The 20,214-nt window shown below is 37.5% G+C and carries 20 protein-coding genes; 4 read left to right on the forward strand and 16 right to left on the reverse strand.

Annotated elements, in window-relative coordinates:
• Positions 1 to 21: 21 nt before the first annotated feature.
• The 11 genes from QRE67_RS21130 to QRE67_RS21180 all read right to left on the reverse strand — a co-directional run bounded on the left by QRE67_RS21130 (position 22) and on the right by QRE67_RS21180 (position 11,248).
• Positions 22 to 768: a glycosyltransferase family 2 protein gene (locus QRE67_RS21130; protein ID WP_286122155.1), complete on the reverse strand. Its 747-nt coding sequence runs from the start codon at positions 766 to 768 to the stop codon at positions 22 to 24.
• On the reverse strand, positions 765 to 2,240 hold the full coding sequence (locus tag QRE67_RS21135; RefSeq protein ID WP_286122156.1) for an alkaline phosphatase family protein: 1,476 nt from the start codon (positions 2,238 to 2,240) through the stop codon (positions 765 to 767). Before QRE67_RS21135 ends, QRE67_RS21130 begins: the two co-directional genes overlap by 4 nt.
• A complete protein-coding gene (locus QRE67_RS21140; RefSeq protein ID WP_353507045.1) occupies positions 2,228 to 3,106 on the reverse strand; it encodes a lysylphosphatidylglycerol synthase transmembrane domain-containing protein in 879 nt (292 codons plus the stop codon). Before QRE67_RS21140 ends, QRE67_RS21135 begins: the two co-directional genes overlap by 13 nt.
• A 16-nt stretch (positions 3,107 to 3,122) precedes the next feature.
• The gene (locus QRE67_RS21145; protein WP_286122157.1) at positions 3,123 to 4,070 is read right to left on the reverse strand and encodes an SDR family NAD(P)-dependent oxidoreductase; all 948 of its coding nucleotides are present in this window, start codon (positions 4,068 to 4,070) and stop codon (positions 3,123 to 3,125) included.
• Between the two features lie 86 nt (positions 4,071 to 4,156).
• Positions 4,157 to 5,329, reverse strand: a complete 1,173-nt coding sequence (locus tag QRE67_RS21150) for a hypothetical protein (protein WP_286122158.1) — start codon at positions 5,327 to 5,329, stop codon at positions 4,157 to 4,159.
• 169 nt (positions 5,330 to 5,498) lie between these two features.
• Positions 5,499 to 5,813 (reverse strand): thioredoxin, encoded by a 315-nt coding sequence (gene trxA / locus QRE67_RS21155; protein ID WP_286122159.1) that lies wholly within the window; start codon positions 5,811 to 5,813, stop codon positions 5,499 to 5,501.
• 400 nt (positions 5,814 to 6,213) lie between these two features.
• Positions 6,214 to 7,191, reverse strand: coding sequence for an electron transfer flavoprotein subunit alpha (gene etfA, locus QRE67_RS21160; RefSeq protein WP_286122160.1), 978 nt, complete (start codon positions 7,189 to 7,191; stop codon positions 6,214 to 6,216).
• A 36-nt stretch (positions 7,192 to 7,227) separates the two neighbouring features.
• Entirely contained in the window at positions 7,228 to 8,001 is a 774-nt protein-coding gene (etfB, locus tag QRE67_RS21165) for an electron transfer flavoprotein subunit beta (protein WP_286122161.1), read from the reverse strand.
• A 77-nt stretch (positions 8,002 to 8,078) separates the two neighbouring features.
• Positions 8,079 to 8,855 carry an enoyl-CoA hydratase gene (locus QRE67_RS21170; protein ID WP_286125349.1) on the reverse strand — a complete coding sequence of 259 codons (777 nt, stop codon included), beginning with the start codon at positions 8,853 to 8,855 and terminating at the stop codon, positions 8,079 to 8,081.
• Between the two features lie 11 nt (positions 8,856 to 8,866).
• Entirely contained in the window at positions 8,867 to 9,454 is a 588-nt protein-coding gene (gene fadR, locus QRE67_RS21175; protein WP_483298692.1) for a fatty acid metabolism transcriptional regulator FadR, read from the reverse strand.
• A gap of 108 nt (positions 9,455 to 9,562) precedes the next feature.
• Positions 9,563 to 11,248: a long-chain-fatty-acid--CoA ligase gene (locus QRE67_RS21180; protein ID WP_286122163.1), complete on the reverse strand. Its 1,686-nt coding sequence runs from the start codon at positions 11,246 to 11,248 to the stop codon at positions 9,563 to 9,565.
• Positions 11,249 to 11,704: 456 nt separating this feature from the next.
• Here QRE67_RS21180 and fpuA point away from each other — a divergent pair, with 456 nt between their 5' ends.
• From fpuA to QRE67_RS21200, 4 genes are all read left to right on the forward strand, one after another.
• Positions 11,705 to 12,679 carry a petrobactin ABC transporter substrate-binding protein FpuA gene (fpuA, locus tag QRE67_RS21185; protein WP_286122164.1) on the forward strand — a complete coding sequence of 325 codons (975 nt, stop codon included), beginning with the start codon at positions 11,705 to 11,707 and terminating at the stop codon, positions 12,677 to 12,679.
• Between the two features lie 7 nt (positions 12,680 to 12,686).
• Complete coding sequence (fhuB, locus tag QRE67_RS21190) at positions 12,687 to 14,723, forward strand: Fe(3+)-hydroxamate ABC transporter permease FhuB (protein WP_286125350.1); 2,037 nt, start codon at positions 12,687 to 12,689, stop codon at positions 14,721 to 14,723.
• A 176-nt stretch (positions 14,724 to 14,899) separates the two neighbouring features.
• Positions 14,900 to 15,403: a DinB family protein gene (locus tag QRE67_RS21195; RefSeq protein WP_286122165.1), complete on the forward strand. Its 504-nt coding sequence runs from the start codon at positions 14,900 to 14,902 to the stop codon at positions 15,401 to 15,403.
• A gap of 164 nt (positions 15,404 to 15,567) precedes the next feature.
• A complete protein-coding gene (locus QRE67_RS21200; protein ID WP_483298714.1) occupies positions 15,568 to 15,912 on the forward strand; it encodes a YfjL-like protein in 345 nt (114 codons plus the stop codon).
• 66 nt (positions 15,913 to 15,978) lie between these two features.
• Here the strand turns inward: QRE67_RS21200 and QRE67_RS21205 are convergent, their stop codons facing one another.
• The 5 genes from QRE67_RS21205 to QRE67_RS21225 form a co-directional block, all read right to left on the reverse strand.
• Positions 15,979 to 16,683 (reverse strand): ABC transporter permease, encoded by a 705-nt coding sequence (locus QRE67_RS21205; protein WP_286122166.1) that lies wholly within the window; start codon positions 16,681 to 16,683, stop codon positions 15,979 to 15,981.
• A 26-nt stretch (positions 16,684 to 16,709) separates the two neighbouring features.
• Entirely contained in the window at positions 16,710 to 17,390 is a 681-nt protein-coding gene (locus QRE67_RS21210) for an ABC transporter permease (protein ID WP_286122167.1), read from the reverse strand.
• Positions 17,383 to 18,306, reverse strand: coding sequence for an ABC transporter ATP-binding protein (locus QRE67_RS21215; protein WP_286122168.1), 924 nt, complete (start codon positions 18,304 to 18,306; stop codon positions 17,383 to 17,385). The genes QRE67_RS21210 and QRE67_RS21215 overlap by 8 nt, the downstream gene beginning before the upstream one ends.
• A 126-nt stretch (positions 18,307 to 18,432) precedes the next feature.
• Positions 18,433 to 19,368: a HAMP domain-containing histidine kinase gene (locus tag QRE67_RS21220; RefSeq protein ID WP_286122169.1), complete on the reverse strand. Its 936-nt coding sequence runs from the start codon at positions 19,366 to 19,368 to the stop codon at positions 18,433 to 18,435.
• A 1-nt stretch (position 19,369) separates the two neighbouring features.
• Positions 19,370 to 20,065, reverse strand: a complete 696-nt coding sequence (locus tag QRE67_RS21225) for a response regulator transcription factor (RefSeq protein WP_286122170.1) — start codon at positions 20,063 to 20,065, stop codon at positions 19,370 to 19,372.
• Positions 20,066 to 20,214 lie beyond the last annotated feature (149 nt).

Genomic DNA, 20,214 nt, shown 5'->3' on the forward strand with positions numbered 1-20,214 from the left:
TGTCAAGATAAGAAATGCTCATTATGAGCACTTCTTATCTTCTGTTAATACATATGCTTCATAGTCAATCGTAACTTTCTCCACCGGACGTGTCATCTCTTTCCAAATCGCCGGAAAAACGCGTGTCATATACTTACGAAAAGAAATAAAGGACTCCCCTGTTTCTCTTACTTTATACGTAATCGGGACTTCTTGTACGCGAAATCCTTTTCGCACTAAGTTTAAAGTAATAACTTGTGCATAGTTATAATCGTGAACAATTTCCCCATGCTTCATTGCTTGTCTAGAAAAAGCACGCATACCTGATTGCCCATCGCGAATCCATTTTCGTAGCAACAAGCATTGCAACATTGTAAAGCAGTAATTCCCAAGACGTCGATGTAATCTCATTCCTCGAATCGTCCCTCGAAAACGAGAACCCATCGTATAATCAGCTTCTCCTGCAAAAATAGGCTCAAGTACATTTGGAATTTCGTCAGCTGGGTATTCATCATCAGCATCAATCATTACACTAATGTCAGCTCCAAGGCGATAGCTTTCCTGCAAACCCGCTCGAACAGCTGCGCCAAGTCCACCGTTTTTTGCAAATGAAACGACATGATCAGCTCCTGCTTCTTTTGCAACAGCTACTGTTCGATCAGTTGAGCCATCATCGATGACAAGTACTTCTACCGTTACATTCGGATGAAAATGACGCGGCACCTTTTGAATGACATGTGCAATAGAATCCTCTTCATTTAAGGCCGGTATAAAAACAATTACTTTCATTTCTTTTCCTGCTCCTTTAACGCTTCTACTAACACAGGTCCACGACTATGGGATGGATACGGTGCTCCTAACAAATAAGCAATTGTCGGTGCCATAGAAACAAGACTTTTCTTCTCTTCTACTTTTATACCTTGAGCAATATGAGGACCGTACATAAAGAATGGTACAAACCGCTCGCCCTCGTCTAAATGACCGTGACCACCAATTCCGTCCGCTTGCCCATGATCTGCGCAAATGATGAATGTCGTACTTTCCGCTTTACCTGTTTTTTCCAAGTGCTCAATGAACTGCTTTACATGCTGATCTGCTTCATGAATTTTTTGTAAATACTCATCATATAATACGCCGCGACTATGACCTGTTTGATCTGTAGAAATAAGCTGGACGATAAATAAATCAGGATCTTGTTCATCCATAATCTTCCTTGCTTTCTCCATAATTTTCGAGTCGACAACATCATTTTTCATTACAGCCGTAAATGTTTCCACATCATCGCCAAACGCGTCGACTAAATGAGCAACTGCTAACATTTTCCCTGTTTTATCTACTTTACGAAGAGAATCGAAAATACTCTCTACATTCACTCCATGCTTCCAAACCATATTCGATTTAATACCATGCTCAAATGAATACGTTCCTGTAAACATAGAGGAGAAACATACAACCGTACGAGCTGGATATACAGTTTCCATATTTAAAAACTCGGTCCCTTGCTTTCGAAGTGAATCTAAATACGGTGTATGTGCCGCCTCAAAACGATCTTTTCGCATACCATCAATCACAATCACAACTACTTTTTCATTTAATGCCTCTTGATTTTCAGGCATATTTTCCGTATAGCTAGCAATTGCTTTTGGCTGCCAATCAAATAAATTACGGTGTAATATAAGCGTATATACGAGAAGAGCACCATAAAATATAAGAAGCGTTCTCCAATCTACACCGCTAAACGTACCGCCTTCTTGGAAGAAATCATAGTAATAATACCAAAGCGAAAGTAGTAGTAAAAACTTTGGCATTTGTTCTTGTGCATTCCCGCTTGTAGAATCACTATTTTTTAAAACAAGCTTCCAAAACCGTGTAAAGTTCAACCATGACGTACCAATTCGCAAATGATAATACAACGTTCCCCAAAATAAAATTGTAAAGAAGAAATATAACCCTAATGCAAAAAAGAATAGTGGCAAATGGACCACTTTAAATACAATTAAATAAGCAACAAACGGAAACCATAAATAGTTTCGTAAAAACAATGGAAAATCAAACAAATAATATAAAACGAGTAGCGGTACAATGAGGACAAAACTGCTAAAAAATGCTGGAACAAAACCAGGTTGTCCAAACTGTGATATAGAAAACAGCAAAAATGTACCGAATACAAAAATCGGTGTAAATGGTTTTCCCTCATTCAGTAAGTTCCAACAGCGCGCCGCCACTTTTTCAAATTTTGATGCTTTCTTTACTTCTTCCACCGGATGTTTTCTCCCTTCTGACTAACAAGTGAACGCAATTCCATCGGATATAAAACGAGTAAAAGTGCGCCCACACCATAAGAAAATATAAACTTAAATCCATGACTCATTAATGACCACTCATACGCCTCTACCGATCCTACACCAAGCGCTCTTAGTGCAAACGTCATTACCGTTTCATATGTCCCAATACCGCCTGGCGTTAATTGAAATACTTGCCCTGCGATGGTCACACTATTGACCCAAATCGCTTGTATAAATGTAAGAGAACTCGCAATTTCATATATAACAAAAGCTTCGCAAATCCAGCTCATTACAATCAGTAAGATAATGACGATCCCTTGTACTGTAAACAAAATCGCCTTTAATTGCTTCCACTGACTCTCTACAAATTGCGGTGCTTTCTTATGCAAAAGAAACAACATACCAATTCCGATACATATACAAGCGAGGATAACGGGAGCATTCAGCAAAATATCTCCCCACAGTATAAACATCCCTACGGCTCCAAATATACCAAGGATAAGCAAATCTAATATACGGAGCACAACAACTGATTGTGTTGCTTCTCCTAATGTCACTTTCTTTTCTTTTGTAATAATCGCAATGCGAACAGCGTCCCCTACTTTCAATGGAGAAACGTGGTTAATAAATAAACTATAAAACAATCCATATAAAGACTCTTTCATTGTAATATGATGGTGAAGATATAGCTTCCATGCATAAGCACGAAAGAAAAATGCAACACCATATATCATAATAAGAAGCACTACCGTATAAGGATGTTTCCATAATCCATATAGTTGTCTCCACAAAGAAGACGCTTCAAACGATTTCCACGATATGACCAAAAAAACACATAACAAGAAAATACCACAAAGATTAAACAGTATCCGGATATTGTTTCGCCCAAGCAATCGTTCGCTCCAACCCTTCTGCAAAAGATACACGAGGTTCATATCCAAGCTGTTCTTTCGCCTTCGAAATATCAGCCCACGTCGATGTCACATCCCCTTTACGATGCACCTCTCTCCTTACACGCATCAATGGGAAATGCTTTTCTAACTGCGCAAGCAATTCTGTCATTAAAATTGGGGCATTTGATCCTAAATTGTATACATCGCTTCTACTCGACTCTAACGTAAGAGAAATTCCTTCTGTAATATCATCAATGTACGTATAATCTCGGCCCGTTCCCTTTCCATATACAATAATTTCTTCGCCATTTAACAATTTTCTAATGAAGCTTGCAATTGCCATATCAGGACGACCCCATGGCCCGTATACAGTAAAGAAACGTAAAATATTCAGTTGAAATCCATACATATATTGATAAGCATGGCAAAGCGATTCTGCTCCGTACTTTGTTGCCGCATAAGGAGATAGGACACGGCCATTTGCCATTTCTTCTTGTAAAGGCATTCCCATTTGCTCTCCGTATACAGAAGAAGAGGATGCTACAATAACATGTTTTACATTTTCTTCTCCTGCACATGTTAATACGTTGCTCGTCCCTTTTATATTAATATCAACATAAGCACCTGGCATTTCGAGTGACGGCCTCACACCTGGAAATCCAGCTAAATGAATAACCGTATCAACCTTCTCTTGTTGCATAACAGCTTTCACATCTTCTTTGCACAAAATATCGCACTCGTAAAATGGAACATTCCCATAATGTTGGACCTGTTCGAGCTGAAACTGTTTTCTTGATTTTGCATAGTAGGAGTGGAAATTATCTAGTAGTACGACTTGTTTTCCTTGCTCTAACAGTTTTAAAGCAAGATGGCTTCCGATAAAACCTGCTCCTCCAGTAATTAATACTTTCATTCATTTCACCACCCTCTACCACACTATGTAAAAGAAGAAACCTTGTCAAGACAAGGTTTCTTCTAAAAGACATACGTATGAGCAGATTATTTCGCTGCTTCAACAGCTTTATTTAACGCAGCCTCAAGTTGTGGTAACAATTTATCAGCATCTTCTTTTTTCTTCGCTTTTACTGCGTCTAAATAAGATTGAGCTGTTTTTGTTAATTCTACTGTTTGCTGTTCGCCAAGTACTGTTTTCAAATCATTTTCAATGATATTAATGAATAACGCACCTTCTAATGCTGTAATAGGACCTTTATCTTTTCCAAAGTTCTCTTGGCTTTCTTTATACTCACCTAATGCAACTTTTGCAAATCCACGTACAAACGCTTGATTTACCGCTTTTGCATCAACTGTTTTCACATCAGTTTTCAAATCAAACTGCTTTAAGATATAGTCTGCATCTTCAGGAGCTGCTTTTTTCAGATACGGATAGATTGCTTGATAAAATGCCCATCCTTCCGCTTGCTCAATTTTAGCTTTTTTCTCATCTTTCTTTACTTCTTCTACCATTTTTGTAGCATAACCATTCGGCACTGCACCTGTTGCAAAATAGAATGTTTTCATTAACGTTTTATCTACAACTTGTTTTCCAAGCGCAAATGCAAGTTTGTCATCTTTGTCAATTGCAGCTGTCATTTCATCAAAGCCGCCTTGAATTTGAGAAGCCATTTGTGTACCGTACGCTGCATCACGTTTTCCAACTGTACCTTCTACACCTTTATAAAAAGCTAGAGCTTCATCCATCTCTTTTTTCACAACATCTTTTTTGCCCCAGTTTGTATCAATTTCTTTAAATTCATGGCGCATCGATTGGAAAAACTCTTTTTGCATTAATTTATCAAATAGTTGTTTTACAACTATAGGTTCCATTTCTTTCTTTTTCCCAGCTTCTAATGCAGCTGTAATTGTTTGGTCGATTTGTTCATTAAATTCACTATCACGCTTTTGAACAAGAGATTGTAATTTTTCTTTATATAACTTTGTTACTTTATCAAAGTCAACCTCTTTACCGTCTTTCGCTTTTTCAAGCTCAGCCACTCCATCTTTATAAGCTTGTACAAAATCTACTTCTTGTTGTTTCTTCTCTTCTTTCTTAACAGATTGTTCTGTCTTTTTTTCTTGTGCTTCAGATGTCTTTGTTTCCTCTTTCGCACAACCTGCAAAAAGAAGAGATGCTACTGCTGCTGCAGATAATACTTTTAACTTCAATGTCATGACTGACTTCCCCCTACGCATTTAAATGATAGTGATTTTCATTACCGTCAGACTGATTATAAAAGCGCTTATGATAAGTGTCAACAAAAATTTTATGTCCGTTGTCATATTATCAGGAGGTAATTTCGACCAATAAAAAAAGTCCAGCATATATGCTGGACTTCATGTATTAAAAGTGTTTAGAAACTAATTCTACTAACGCTTCTTTCGGCTTGTAACCTAACGCTTGGTCAACCACTTTACCATCTTTTAATACGAAAAGAGATGGAATGCTCATTACTTCAAAGTTACGAGCTGTTTCTTGGTTTTCGTCTACGTCTACTTTTACTACTTTTACTTTTTCGCCTAATTCTGCATCGATTTCTTCTAATACAGGAGCGATCATTTTACAAGGACCACACCATGGTGCCCAGAAATCTAATAATACAATACCTTCACTTGTTTCAGCTGCGAAGTTTTGGTCAGTTGCGTTTACAATTGCCATTTTATTTCCTCCTTTATGTGTTTTCTACCAAAAGTATATCATTAACTTATATACGTGGCGAATATTATGTATCGTTATGTATTGTAACAAAAAAACGTGCCATTATACTATATAAATACAAATTAAAAACCGACATAAACCCCTTCTTTTTAGGTGGGAGAGAGCATCCGGCCATGCATAGAAGCGGTCAGATCCTTTTCTTGCCCAGACATAGTGAAAACAAAGAGAGAAAACGAGTGCAGGTCACCTTTTGTTAGCCATAGCCGCGGCTATATGTCGAAAAATCAAAATGGATTTATATATATAATACTAGGTGTATACTAAAAAGGCGAGAGGCAGGGGGCCTCTCGCTCTTTCTATATATAGGGGTATTTCACTTGGAACTCAAGGGTTACTCAAATCACGAATGTACTTTTAATCTTTTAAACTCCTCCGTTAAAAGAGGAACTACTTCAAATAAGTCACCGACAATACCATAATCAGCTACTTTGAAAATACTTGCTTCTGGATCTTTATTAATTGCAACGATTATTTTCGAGTTGGACATACCTGCTAAATGCTGAATCGCGCCAGAAATACCACATGCAATGTATAAATCTGGTGTAACGACTTTACCCGTTTGTCCAATTTGCAGTGAGTAATCGCAGTACTCCGCATCACAAGCTCCACGTGATGCACCAACAGCACCGCCTAGCACATCTGCTAATTCTTTAAGCGGATTGAAGCCCTCTTCACTTTTCACACCACGGCCGCCCGCAATAATTACTTTCGCTTCAGAGAGATCAACACCTTCTGCTGTTTTGCGGACAACATCTTGAATAATCATACGTAAATCTTTTACATCAACTGTAATGGAAGACACATCACCTGTACGTGCTTCATCTTTTTCAAGCGGCGCGATGTTATTTGGACGAACTGTCGCAAACAACACACCATCTGTCACAATTTTCTTCTCAAACGCTTTACCAGAGTAAATTGGACGTGTAAATACAACATTTCCACCTGCAACTTCTAATCCAGTAACGTCAGAGACAAGACCAGCTTCTAATTTTGCAGCCAGCTTTGGTGATAAATCTTTACCTAGTGCTGTATGTCCAAACACAATTCCTTCAGGCTTTTCTTCTGCATGTACAGCAAGAAAAGCTTGCGCATACCCATCGGATGTATACGATTTCAATTTATCATGTTCAACTGTCACAACGCGATCTGCACCGTAATGAATCAGTTCATTTGCTAAAGATGCAACGCTCTCCCCAACTAGAAGACCTACAACTTCACCGCCTTCTGCAATTGTTTTTGCTGCTGCTACTGCTTCAAATGAAACGTTACGTAAAGATCCGTCACGAACTTCACCCATTACTAATACTTTACGAGCCATTGATTTTCCCTCCTGCGTATATAAATTCGTATTTTTTTAGATTACTTTCGCTTCTGTATGGAGCAACGATACAAGTTCTTTTACTTGATCTTGCAGCTCGCCTTGTAACACTTTCCCAGCATCTTTCTTAGGAGGTAAATAGATTTCAATTGTTTTTGTTTTCGCTTCTACATCATCTTCTTCTAAATCTAAATCATCTAATTCTAGTTCTTCAAGCGGCTTTTTCTTCGCTTTCATAATACCTGGAAGCGATGGGTAACGCGGCTCATTTAAACCTTGCTGCGCCGTCACTAAAAGCGGTAATGTCGTTTCAATCACTTCTGTATCCCCTTCAACATCACGCTCAATCTTCACGTTTGTACCGTCAATTTCAAGCTTCGTAATTGTTGTTACATACGGGATATCCAGTGCTTCAGCTACACGTGGTCCAACTTGTCCAGATGCACCATCAATTGCTACGTTTCCACCTAAAACTAAATCTACTTCTTTGTCTTTTAAATACTCCACAAGCACTTTTGCTGTTGTAAATTGATCGCCATTCTCAACATCATCTTCAATGTTTAATAAAACCGCTTTATCGCAGCCCATCGCTAGCGCAGTTCGAAGTTCTTTCTCACTCTCTTCACCGCCAACTGTTACAACTGTAATTTCACCGCCGTGTGCATCTCTTACTTGAATTGCCTCTTCAATCGCATATTCATCGTAAGGGTTGATGATGAATTCCGCTTCGCCATCATAAATTGCACCGTTTTTAATTACGATTTTTTCTTCCGTATCAAATGTTCGTTTCATGAGTACGTAGATGTTCATTCCATTTACCCCCTTGTTTTTCAGAAAGATTCCATCAATTTTAATATTCTGTTAATTTATGTTAAAAAATAATTGTACTACCTACCACTAAACGAAGGTTTCCGCTTTTCTAAAAACGCCACTACACCTTCTCTTCCATCTTCACTCGTAAACACTTCACCAAATAATTGTGCCTCACGCTGTACTCCTTCATAATAAAGCGAAGATTTTGTTGTTTGCAACAATTCTAGTACAGCTTGAACCGTTGCTGGACTTTTCCCAGCAATTTTCTTCGCAACTTGCAGTGTCTCTTCTAAGAGAGATTCTTCCGAAAAGACTCCGTTTACAAGTCCCCACTCTAATGCTTGTACACCAGTAATTGGAGTGCTTGTTAGCATCATTTCACAAGCCTTTGCTTTGCCAACATAACGTGGTAAACGCTGTGTGCCCGCAAATCCAGGAATTAAGCCAAGCGTTAACTCTGGCAAACCAAGCTTTGCACTTTCAGTTACAAAGCGCATATGACAAGACATAGCAAACTCAAGTCCACCGCCAAGTGCTGCTCCATGAATCGCTGCAATGATCGGTTTTGAGCACTTTTCTACACGCTCAAAGGTAACTTGTCCAAGCTGTGCTAACTTTGCCGCTTGGTTCGCTTCTTCAACAGAAGTGAATTCTGTAATATCCGCTCCTGCTGAGAAGAAGCGTCCTTCACCATGAAGAACGATAACGCGTACACTCTCATCCTTTTCGACCTGATCAATTAACTCAGTCACGTCGTGCATAACTTGTGAAGACATAGCATTAGCTGGCGGATGATTTAACTTCACAACCGCTACATGATCTTCCACTGTTATAGATAGGAATTTCAATATGATCCCTCCCATTATTGACGATAACCACAAGCTGAAACCAGCAGCTCATGCACCGTTTTTGAAAGTGCGACCAAATTATACTTATGATCGCTCATTACCCAATTGGTCACAACTTCATCTACTGTTCCAAAGATCATTTGTCTCGCTACTCGAACATTTAAATCCACTCGAAATTCTTCTTGCCTTATACCCGTTTCTAAAATTTCATCGATAACTTGTAAGTATCCTTTTAATACTTCATTTATCTTGAGGCGTAAGTCTTGGTTGGATTGGCGAAGCTCTAGTTGAGTAACGATAGCAAGAGGATCATTTTGCGAAAGCAGCACGAAGTGCGTTTCTACCAACATAAATAACTTCGCCACAGCGCTTTCAATTCCTGCTGTTTTTTGCCGAATTTTTTCGATAAATTCTCCCATCTTCTCCTGGAATAAGGATATTAATATATCTTCTTTATTTTTGAAATATAAATAAATAGTTCCATCGGCAACACCAGCTTGTTTGGCAATTTTTGAAACTTGCGCTTGATGATATCCATTTTCTGCGATTACAATAACCGCTGCATCAATAATTTGATTATATTTTGGTCGATTTTTTTTCACATTACTGTCCCCTTCGAGAAGATGACTGAATGAATAATCATTCATATTTCATATAATACTGATTATTCTCAAAATTGTCAATGACATCTTCCCAAAAAGAAAGGGCTTTTAGCCCGTTTGCTCATCCTCCTGCCTTTTCAGCTCTTCATCTACAAGAACACGACGTAATATTTTTCCAACTGTTGTTTTTGGCAACTCAATCCGGAACTCATATACTTTCGGAACTTTATACGCAGCTAAATATTTACGAGCAAACTGATCTAACTCTTCTTCAGAACAAGACTGACCTTCTTTTATTACAATAAAAGCTTTTACTGTCTCTCCGCGGTATGGGTCTGGTACACCGATGACAACAGCTTCTTGCACCTTTTCATACTCATATAATACTTCTTCCACTTCTCGAGGATATACATTAAAGCCGCTAGCAACAATCATATCTTTCTTTCTATCTTTCACATAGAAAAAACCATCTTCATCCATATAACCAACATCGCCTGTGTGTAACCAGCCGTCTTGTAATACCGCTGCTGTTTCTTCCGGTTTATTCCAATATCCTTTCATTACTTGTGGACCTTTTACAACAATTTCACCAATCTCACCAGATGACAACGCTTCTCCAGTTTCAAGTGACATAATACGAGCATCCGTATCCGGCCACGGTACACCAATACTTCCTGGCACACGTCTTTCCCACAAAAAATTACTATGTGTAACAGGGGATGATTCTGTTAAACCGTATCCTTCTACCAGCTTTCCACCTGTAACGCTCTCAAATTCCTCCTGTATTTCAACTGGAAGTGGGGCGGAACCACTAATACAAGCACGAATGGAAGAAAGATCATACTTTTGAAGCAGTGGACTATTTAAAAGCGCAATATAAATCGTTGGGGCTCCAGGAAATAATGTAACCTGATGCTTTTTAATCGCTTCAAATACCATTTTCATATCAAATTTTGGAACAATCACCATTTTATGCCCTTGCATAATTGCCAAATTCATAACAGCTGTCATCCCATATACATGAAAAAATGGAAGCACACCAAGAATCACTTCTTCTCCTTCTTGACAGTTATACAGCCAATGCACACCCATTCGTGTATTCGATACAAGATTTTTGTGCGTTAACATGACTCCTTTCGGAAATCCTGTCGTACCCCCTGTATATTGCAGGAGTGCTAAATCATTTTCAGGGTCACAAGAGACTTCCACCGCTTCATCACTTTCTCGTTCTACCGATTTCCAAATATGAATGGTGTCACTTTCACTGACTTTTACAACAAGATTGGTTTGCTTCCTTTGTACAAATGGATATAATAGATTTTTTGGAAACGGTAAAAAATCTGCAATACGCGTTGCGATAATGTGTTCAATATTGGTGGACGACTGTACATTTGTGACTTTTGGAAAGACTAAATCGAGACAAAGAATTACTTTCGCCCCAGAATCACGGAGCTGATATTCTAGCTCTCTCTCTGTATACAGGGGATTTGTTTGTACTACGATACCACCTGCGAGTAGCGTACCATAATATCCAATCACAGCTTGCGGACAATTCGGTAACATAATCGCAACTCGGTCACCTTTTTGTAACCCCAGCTTGCGAAGATAATTTGCAAACTGTCTCACCTTACGACCCAACTCTGAAAACGTAATATCCTTCCCTAAAAAATGAAGCGCTTTCTTTTCAGGATATTGAGAAGACATCTGCTGTAAATATACGTGGAGTGGCTGAATATCGTAAGAAATTGTATGCGGAATTTCCTTTGGATAACTTTGTAGCCACGGCCTTTCCATTTTCATTCCCCCTTCCTTTTCTTACACATGTAAAATGAATATCCATTCATGTTACTTATTTTCATTATATTATAGTCACAATTGCGTTACAATCATAATATTCAAACTATTGTTCCGCTATTACTTTTCCAATGTGTGAAATTTTTACCGTTTGAAGATTTATCATGATACGAATCTATCACTTCCTTCAAAAGAATAGTAAATTTTTAAATCTACATTTGAAAGCGCTACAACTAAGTGTTCTAAGTTATTCTTTTTTTCTGTCAGAATAGAAAGAATAATATTGACACTATAAAACTCTTCATAGTATGATTTCATTGTTGAGATTGATAATCTTTTTCATTTATCGGTATTCTTCATATGGGATATCCAAATAAAATCCCAAAAGCGAGTAATCGCACTGCAATTGCAGAAAAATTACAGATCATTTCAAAATAATGCATGTGGGGGAAGAAAATGAAAAAAGTTGTTAGCATTTTTATGGTTATTCTTCTTTTCGTTGTCGGATGTGGCCAGCAAAAAGAAGAAAAGAAAGAAGTAAAAACAGATGATAAAAAACAAGCCATTACAATTAAACACGCTGAAGGGGAAACAAAATTAGATAAACCAGCGAAAAAAATTGTTGTGCTTGAGTGGGTATATGCAGAAGATCTATTAGCGCTTGGCGTTCAACCGGTCGGTATGGCTGACATTAAAAACTATAATAAATGGGTAAATACAGAAACAAAACCAAATAAAGATGTTGTAGACGTTGGTACGCGTCAACAACCAAACTTAGAAGAAATCAACCGTTTAAAACCAGATTTAATTATTACAGCATCATTCCGTAGTAAAGCAATTAAAAGTGAATTAGAACAAATCGCACCAACAGTTATGTTTGATCCATCAACAAGCAACAACGATCAGTTCGCAGAAATGACAGAAACGTTCAAACAAATCGCAAAAGCAGTTGATAAAGAAGATCAAGCAAAAAAAGTATTAGCTGACATGGACAAAACATTCGCTGATGCAAAAGCTAAAATTGAAAAAGCAAACTTAAAAGACAAAAATATTGTAATGGCACAATCATTTACAGCGAAAAACGTTCCAACATTCCGTCTATTGACAGATAACTCTACAGCAATGCAAGTTACGAAAAAATTAGGTTTAACAAATGCATTTGAACCTGGTAAATCTGAGCCAGATGGCTTCAAGCAAACAACTGTAGAAGCGCTGCAAGGTGTACAAGATGCAAACTTCTTATACATCGTAGCTGATGACGATAACATCTTCGACAAGCAGCTAAAGGGCAACCCAGCGTGGGAAGAATTAAAATTCAAAAAAGAAAACAAAATATATCAATTAAAAGGCGACACTTGGATCTTCGGTGGCCCTGAATCTGCAAAATCATTAGCAAAACAAGTTGCAGATGTAATGACAGCGAAGAAGTGATTGCATGATGAATAACTTACAACATACGCTTCGAGCAAGTCTTGTATTCGGAGGAGGAGCAGCTCTCTTGCTCCTCCTTTTCTTTATTCACATCAGACAAGGACAAGCAAACATTTCTTACGACATGATTATAGAGGCTCTCTTCTCCCCGAATCAATCTCTTGAACACCAAACATTAATTATGCTGCGTCTGCCGCGAGCTGCTATTGCAATTTTAGCTGGCGGGGCCCTTGCCGTATCAGGGGTTATTTTACAAACATTAACGAAGAATCCACTTGCAGAAGCAAGTACAATGGGAATTCATTCTGGGGCTTATTTCTTCCTAATCGCTGCAACCATCTTTTTACCGAAATACTTACAAGTGCACTCCCTCCTTTTCACATTTATTGGCGGAGCAGTGACGGCTTTGTTCGTATATCGTATTTCTGGCAGTAAAAAAGGAACCCCACTACGTATGGCATTAGCAGGTATGGTTGTTACATTAATGCTTTCTGCCTTTACTGGGACACTGCAGCTTTTTTATGAAAATGAAACAGCTGGACTATTCCTTTGGGGAGCAGGATCGCTTGTTCAAAACAACTGGGATGGTGTTCAATTTGCAGTACCATTTGTCGTCTGTGCCTTTGTTGCTGTACTTTTTATGTCACGCAAATTAAATGTGCTTCTTCTTGGTGATGACGTTGCTATTTCACTTGGCGAAAAAACAGAAGTAACGCGTTTCATTGCCTTTATTGCAGCAATTTTCTTAACAGCGGTTGTCGTAACTGTCGTTGGACCAATCGGTTTTGTCGGTTTAGTCGCACCGCACTTAATGCGCCTTATTGGCTATCGTCAACACTTCACACTGCTCCTCTCCTCTTTCTTGTGGGGTGCTATTTTATTACTTGGAGCAGATGTCGTTGGTAGATTAATAGATCCAACTGGTGCTGAACTTCCTGTCGGTGCCGTTACAGCAATGATTGGGTCACCATGGCTTATTTACTTAGTTTATCGAATGATGAAATCAAAACAATATATGAATGACAACGGTGCAAACGCAGCGGGGGCTAGCTCACGTTATTTCTCTTATAAAAAGGTACTCATCATTTCGGCGGTGCTAGCCATCGTGACAATTGCATTTGGCGTCGTAATCGGTAGCAATGCTTATGTTGAAAGCATAACAAATGTGATTACAGGACAGCTTTCACAATTTGATAAAAATATGATGATGAACTTACGGTTACCAAGAATGCTCGTTGCCGCTATAGCAGGAGCCTGTCTTGCGATAAGCGGACTTGTTTTCCAAGGGATATTACGTAATCCACTCGCTGATCCATCCATTATCGGAATCTCATCCGGTGCAGGTGTCGGTGCTTTAACGATTATGTATGTTTTCCCTGCACTTCCAGGCATCTTCCTGCCAATTGGCGCATTCATTGGCGGGCTGCTTGCAGTTGGAATCGTCCTCTTCTTTTCATGGAAGTCGGGTTTTAGTCCAACAGCACTCGCTTTAATCGGAATCGGTGTCTCAGCACTTGGCTCGGCAATCATTCAAATCTTTATCGTCAGAGCGAACTTAAATGTAGCCGCTGCCTTAACTTGGTTATCAGGAAGTACTTACGCAAGAGGATGGAATCACTTAGAAAATATACTCTTATATCCATCTCTTATTCTCGTACCAACGATATTCTTCTTAATGAAGCAGCTCGACGTTCTCGTGCTCGGGGATGACTTAGCAACAGGACTTGGACAACGCGTCAACAAAACACGTTTCGCACTCATTATCCTAGCGACATTGCTCGCATCAGTAAACATTGCCGCTGTTGGTACAATCGCCTTCTTAGGACTCGTTGCACCGCACTTAGCACGCATCGTTGTTGGGATGAACCACCAGAGATTATTCGTTTGCTCAGCACTGTTTGGAGCCATTCTTCTCTGCATCGCTGACTTACTTGGTCGGACAATTGCATATCCGAAAGAAATTCCTTCTGGGCTTGTCGTTGCTGTACTTGGAGCTCCTTACTTTTTATGGTTGATGAGGCGGAGCGAGAAGAAAGTGAGTTAAATAAAAAACGAAGACTTCTTTTATTTAGAAGCCTTCGTTTTTTTATTTAATCGCCCTTATTAAAGGCATCAGTGTGGCATAAAATTAAATAGGAGAAATAAAAGCAGAAGAAACTAGAAGGAAAGACGCCACATCTCTCGAATTTACCATATGAATGTAACCATAGGGGGGATAACATGTATCAAACAATTGAGGGCTTTTTAAAAACGTGGAAATACGAGGCAGATTCTACGCAAAAGGTATTGGATTCATTAACTGATGAATCGTTAACACAAGAGATTGCACCTGGGCATTGGACTTTAGGCAAAATTGCTTGGCATATCGTTACTGCTATTCCAATCATTGTAGCGGGTTCAGGATTAAAAGTTGAAGGAGAAACGAAGGATCATCCTGTTCCAACTTCCGCTCAACTTATCGCAGATGGCTATCGTGAAGTTAACAATGCTTTTGTAGAAGCTATTCAAAGCCAATGGACAGATAAAGACTTAGCAACAATCAATGACTTCTTTGGACGTCCAATGCCAAATTCTATGTTTTTAATGACTGTCATTAACCATCAAAACCATCACCGTGGGCAAATGACTGTACTCATGCGTCAAGCTGGGTTAAAGGTTCCAGGTATTTATGGACCTGCAAAAGAAGAATGGGCTGCGGCTGGGATGGAAGCTCCAAAAATGTAAAATCAAAAAGACAAGGAAAATCAAAACCTTGTCTTTTTCTGTAACTTGTTTCATGTGAAACTTTATTCTACTATGTATACAATATTTTTTAGCAATGACATACAATCAAAATTGGTATATTCTAGTTTAAGTAGGTTTATATACAGGCATATGGAGTGAATAAAATAGATACAAAAAAAGAGAGAAAACGAACGAAAAGAAACGTAGCAATTGCATTGAGTTCTATTGTTATTGAAACTGTTGCAGTATTCTTTTATTTCGCATTTAATGGATCTCCATGGGAAAAACAAACAGCTATATCAGAATCAAAAGCTTATATTACTAATTACTTCAATCTAGATGCAGAAGTAAAAAATACTTCTTTCAATGGTAAAATGGGTACCTATACGATTTCATTTGAAACAAATGAAGGGGAGCGCTTTGATATCGGATATAAAGGACCTAATCACTTCGACATTTCTCCAGAAGTTCAAGAATATTTAAGCAAACACTATAAATCTACAGAGTAGCCATGAGACATACATACACATAAAAAAGAGTTGGTCTCATACCAACTCTTTTTTTACTTCTTTTGATCACACTGCTATATCCTCTTTTTCAATATTTCTAATTCCATAATAAGCAATCATAGCCCCAATAGCCGCAAGCCCTAACTGAAGTGGAATGAAGGTTACTACCGAGAACTGTGGTTGACTCTGATATGCAATCGCCACAACAATAAAGGAAGAGAGAATTGTGACTGGCACAGAATATTTACGCATACCAAAGTATAATGGAATGAGGCTTGTTCCTGCAGCTGCAATTGCAAAAGGAACCATTTTTATAACTTCTTTCATAAACTCATTTACCGTTATTGAATCTGGAATAATCGGAACATAACTATTTAATATAAACACTGCGCCTGCTACAACAATGTTAGATATCAAAATCGTGGTAAACGTCAGCAAAGCTGTAATTAATAGCTTACTAGCAATAAGCTTCTTTCGATTAACCGGATAGGAAAACATTATCAATATGGTTTTATTTTTATATTCTTCAATTACTAATTTTGCAATTAATACCCCTGCAAAAACAATAAACGTTCCTCGTACCATTCCACCGATTATTATAAAAGCGTCTGGGAAGCTTTTAATCATCTCGGCCCCTTCCGTTTGTTCTATGTGTTCTATATAGTTAATCAAACAAAATAATGCAATAATAATTATGTTTGTGATAATCGCACCTTTCACATACCACCCAAGCTTAAATTTCTTCATTTCTAATTTCATGAGATGTAGCATAATATCCCCCTCCTAGTTCATCTACTTTATTTAAACAAATCCACCTGCTCGATCTTTCTTACTGCCATATAAGCAATGAATAGACCAATACACGCTAACGTAATAGGAATCACGATAAAGCTAAACAATGAAACTTCCCCATCCAAACTGGTAGTTACAAAAAACATCACAATAATTGCAGATACAAACGTTGTCCGTACTGAATAATTCTTCATTCCAAAGTAGAGCGGGATTAAGCTAATTCCCGTTGCAGCTAGTGCATTTACAAATAATTTTGCACCGGTCTGGGCTAGAATCGACATCGTCAATGGTTCTTTGATCACTGGATGATACAGATTTAAGGCGTAAATGAGACTAAAGAGAATAATTCCTGAAATTACAATAGCGCAGAACGTAAAAAAAATAATAATGAGCATTTTTGCGATCATCATCTTTTTCCGATTGATTGGATACATGAACATCACTGTCATCGTCTTATTTTGAAATTCTTGAATAATAAATTTTGCAATTAAACTTGCTCCGAAAATCATAGATACCGCTCGTGAAAAAGTATCAATAAATTGAAATGCAATAGCATAGCTATTCATTTCCCCATCAAACATTATTAATATAAGAAATATAGAAACAATAAAAATCGCAAGGAGTGCCCCTCTAATAACAGACCCCATTTTAAATTTAATAAGCTCAAGTCTCATTAAATTAAGCATGGATTCCCTCTCCATTCATTAGATTTAAGAAATACTCTTCTAGTGAGCTATGCTTTTTATTGATACTTTCAATTGCCACATCATTCATGATAAGTGTTTTAGAGATTTCTTGCTGCGTTGCCGTCATTTCATAAATGCGAATCATACTTTCACTTATAATTTTGTAATTTGTTATACGAAGTTTATTTTCTAAAATATAAGCCGCACGTTTCACATCTGGAGTAGAAATTTCAATGTACTCCGTTTGTTTTCCATTAATGCTCTTCATTGAAACTTCTTTTATAAGCTTCCCATTTTGAATAACCCCAATTGTATCTGCCATCTGCTCCATTTCACCTAAAATATGACTAGAAACGAGAAGCGTGATGCCATATTCTTTACAAAGTATTTTAAATAACTCTCGTAATTCTTTAATACCGATTGGATCCAAACCGTTGATTGGCTCATCTAAAATTAATAGCTCTGGTTTTGTCGTAATCGCTCTCGCAATTCCTAATCTTTGTTTCATTCCCAGTGAAAAATCTTTTACTTTTTTATCGTCAACATTATGTAAGTTCACGAGATCTAACGCTCGGTCAATGGCCTTTTTGTCATAATAGCCCATATATTCACAATGCAAATATAAGTTTTCTCGAGCTGTTAATTTTTCATAAAAGATTGGGTATTCAATAATCGTTCCCATTCGCTTTAACACTTCATACGATGTATCTGTTAATTTCTCACCGAAAATTTCAATGTCGCCACTTGTCGGTTTGATTAAATTGGTAATCATTTTCATAATCGTTGTTTTACCAGCACCATTGGGTCCTAAAAAACCATATATTTCTCCTTTTTTCACATGCATATTAACCCCTGAAATGACTTCTTTACCTTGAAACACTTTTGTAAGTTGATTTATTTTTAATATATAAGCCATATCATTTTCCCCTTTCGCTTCCGTTCTATATGTTTATTGTAAGAAATGAACATCTCTTTTTTCTTACCCATTCCTTACAAATTTCTTACGTTCAAAAAAAGCTTGTAAACTTCTCTTTTCTACAAGCTAAAACTTCATTTTTTTTAACATAACCGTAAATATTGTTTTTTCATATGGCGTACTAGAAAGATGAATTTCTCCGCCTAATGCTTCTACAAGTCGTTTTGTAATGGTAAGCCCAAGGCCGCTCCCTTGATACAATCGATTTCGAGAATCTTCTAACGTATACATGCGCTCAAATACTTTATCGATATGTGATTCGTCAATCCCTTTCCCCTGATCCCATACATCAACATAGACATACCTGTCGTCATTCCTTAATGTCATACCGAGCATTTTTCCATCATCCCCATATGCAATGGCGTTCGAAATTAAGTTATTTAAAATTCTCCCTAACACTTCTGCATTTCCAAGTGCATATATATTTTTCTCTGGTATATCAATATGAACAGCAAATCCTTTCGAGGTAAGTAAATCATAAAACGATAAAATCTTTTCACGGCATACTTCATTCATATTAACCTTTGTCATCTCGATTCCTTTATCTCCTGATTCTAATTTAGCTAAATCAAAGAACTTATGAATGAGTTCCATGACTTCAAGTGTTTTTAAATGTACCTTTTCCAGTAACACTTTCCTTTCTTCCTCACTTATCGTTTTATCTGTATTTAACATTTCTATATACCCAAGAATGACAGTAAGCGGCGTTTTTAAATCATGCGATATATTAGAAAGCATCTTTCGCATAGAAATTTCTACTTTCGAATGATTGGCATTCGTTTTTTGTTTTTCATCTAACAAATTATTAATAGCTACTAACAACGATTGTAGCTCTCTATCATCCGTCACAACTAGTAACTTTTCACCCGTTTGCTTTTCCACTATTTCCTGCAACTTTGCATATGCATAACTTAAATTTTCACTTTTATTTTTCTGTACGCGATATTGAAAATAAATAATACCTACCAATATGAAAATAATAACCGTTAAAAAAAATAGCATGCTATATCACTTCCAGCTTATAGCCAATGCCCCATAACGTTTTAATATACTGCGGGCTTGATGGATCATCCTCAATTTTCTCCCGCAATCTTCGCATATGAACATTAATGACATTGTCATCACTATAGTATTCTTCGTTCCAAATGAAACTGTATATTTGTGCTTTTGTAAATACCCGATTTTGATTCTTCACAAATAGCTTTAAAATCTCAAATTCTTTTGAAGTAAGCTTAATTGTTTCTCCCTTTTTTTGAACGATAAAATTAGCCACATCCATTTTCAAATCACCAATCGTAATCATATCGTCTTGTTTTTTTTCTGGAGCTGAATATGTTGTAGAACGGCGAATTCCTGCCTTTACTCGTGCTGAAAGCTCAATCATGGAAAATGGTTTACATATGTAATCATCTGCTCCAAGTCCTAACCCTACCGCTTTATCAACATCCGTATCCTTTGCAGACATCATTAAAATCGGCACTGCACTTTTCTCACGAATAATTTTTACCACTTCTAAACCATCTAGTTTCGGCATCATAATATCTAAAATGATTAAATCAAATGAACCTTTTCGATATTTTATGATCCCTTCTTCTCCATCAGATGCGATTGTTATGCTAAAGCCTTCTTTTGTTAAATATTTTTCAACCATTTCTTGAATTGAAGCGTCATCTTCGACAAGCAAAATATGATGTGACATGTTTCTATCCCCTTTTTTACAAACATTAACAATTCAATTGTAACCGAAGTAGATAAGAGTGAAAAGAATTATATGAAAATTCAATCCGACTTCATTTCTTTTCACAACAATGTTATGATGGAATTCGCTACTATTGTTTATAATTAACC

This window comes from Bacillus sp. DX3.1, from assembly GCF_030292155.1.
Lineage (GTDB): Bacteria > Bacillota > Bacilli > Bacillales > Bacillaceae_G > Bacillus_A.

Bases quoted from the DNA above. Each gene is read 5' to 3' on its own strand.
- fhuB (WP_286125350.1), top strand. From the start codon at position 12,687: ATGAATAACTTACAACATACGCTTCGAGCAAGTCTTGTATTCGGAGGA.
- QRE67_RS21210 (WP_286122167.1), bottom strand. From the start codon at position 17,390: ATGCTTAATTTAATGAGACTTGAGCTTATTAAATTTAAAATGGGGTCT.
- fpuA (WP_286122164.1), top strand. From the start codon at position 11,705: ATGAAAAAAGTTGTTAGCATTTTTATGGTTATTCTTCTTTTCGTTGTC.
- QRE67_RS21205 (WP_286122166.1), bottom strand. From the start codon at position 16,683: ATGCTACATCTCATGAAATTAGAAATGAAGAAATTTAAGCTTGGGTGG.
- QRE67_RS21225 (WP_286122170.1), bottom strand. From the start codon at position 20,065: ATGTCACATCATATTTTGCTTGTCGAAGATGACGCTTCAATTCAAGAA.
- trxA (WP_286122159.1), bottom strand. From the start codon at position 5,813: ATGGCAATTGTAAACGCAACTGACCAAAACTTCGCAGCTGAAACAAGT.
- QRE67_RS21130 (WP_286122155.1), bottom strand. From the start codon at position 768: ATGAAAGTAATTGTTTTTATACCGGCCTTAAATGAAGAGGATTCTATT.
- QRE67_RS21180 (WP_286122163.1), bottom strand. From the start codon at position 11,248: ATGGAAAGGCCGTGGCTACAAAGTTATCCAAAGGAAATTCCGCATACA.
- etfB (WP_286122161.1), bottom strand. From the start codon at position 8,001: ATGAACATCTACGTACTCATGAAACGAACATTTGATACGGAAGAAAAA.
- QRE67_RS21150 (WP_286122158.1), bottom strand. From the start codon at position 5,329: ATGACATTGAAGTTAAAAGTATTATCTGCAGCAGCAGTAGCATCTCTT.
- QRE67_RS21145 (WP_286122157.1), bottom strand. From the start codon at position 4,070: ATGAAAGTATTAATTACTGGAGGAGCAGGTTTTATCGGAAGCCATCTT.
- QRE67_RS21195 (WP_286122165.1), top strand. From the start codon at position 14,900: ATGTATCAAACAATTGAGGGCTTTTTAAAAACGTGGAAATACGAGGCA.
- etfA (WP_286122160.1), bottom strand. From the start codon at position 7,191: ATGGCTCGTAAAGTATTAGTAATGGGTGAAGTTCGTGACGGATCTTTA.
- QRE67_RS21220 (WP_286122169.1), bottom strand. From the start codon at position 19,368: ATGCTATTTTTTTTAACGGTTATTATTTTCATATTGGTAGGTATTATT.
- QRE67_RS21215 (WP_286122168.1), bottom strand. From the start codon at position 18,306: ATGGCTTATATATTAAAAATAAATCAACTTACAAAAGTGTTTCAAGGT.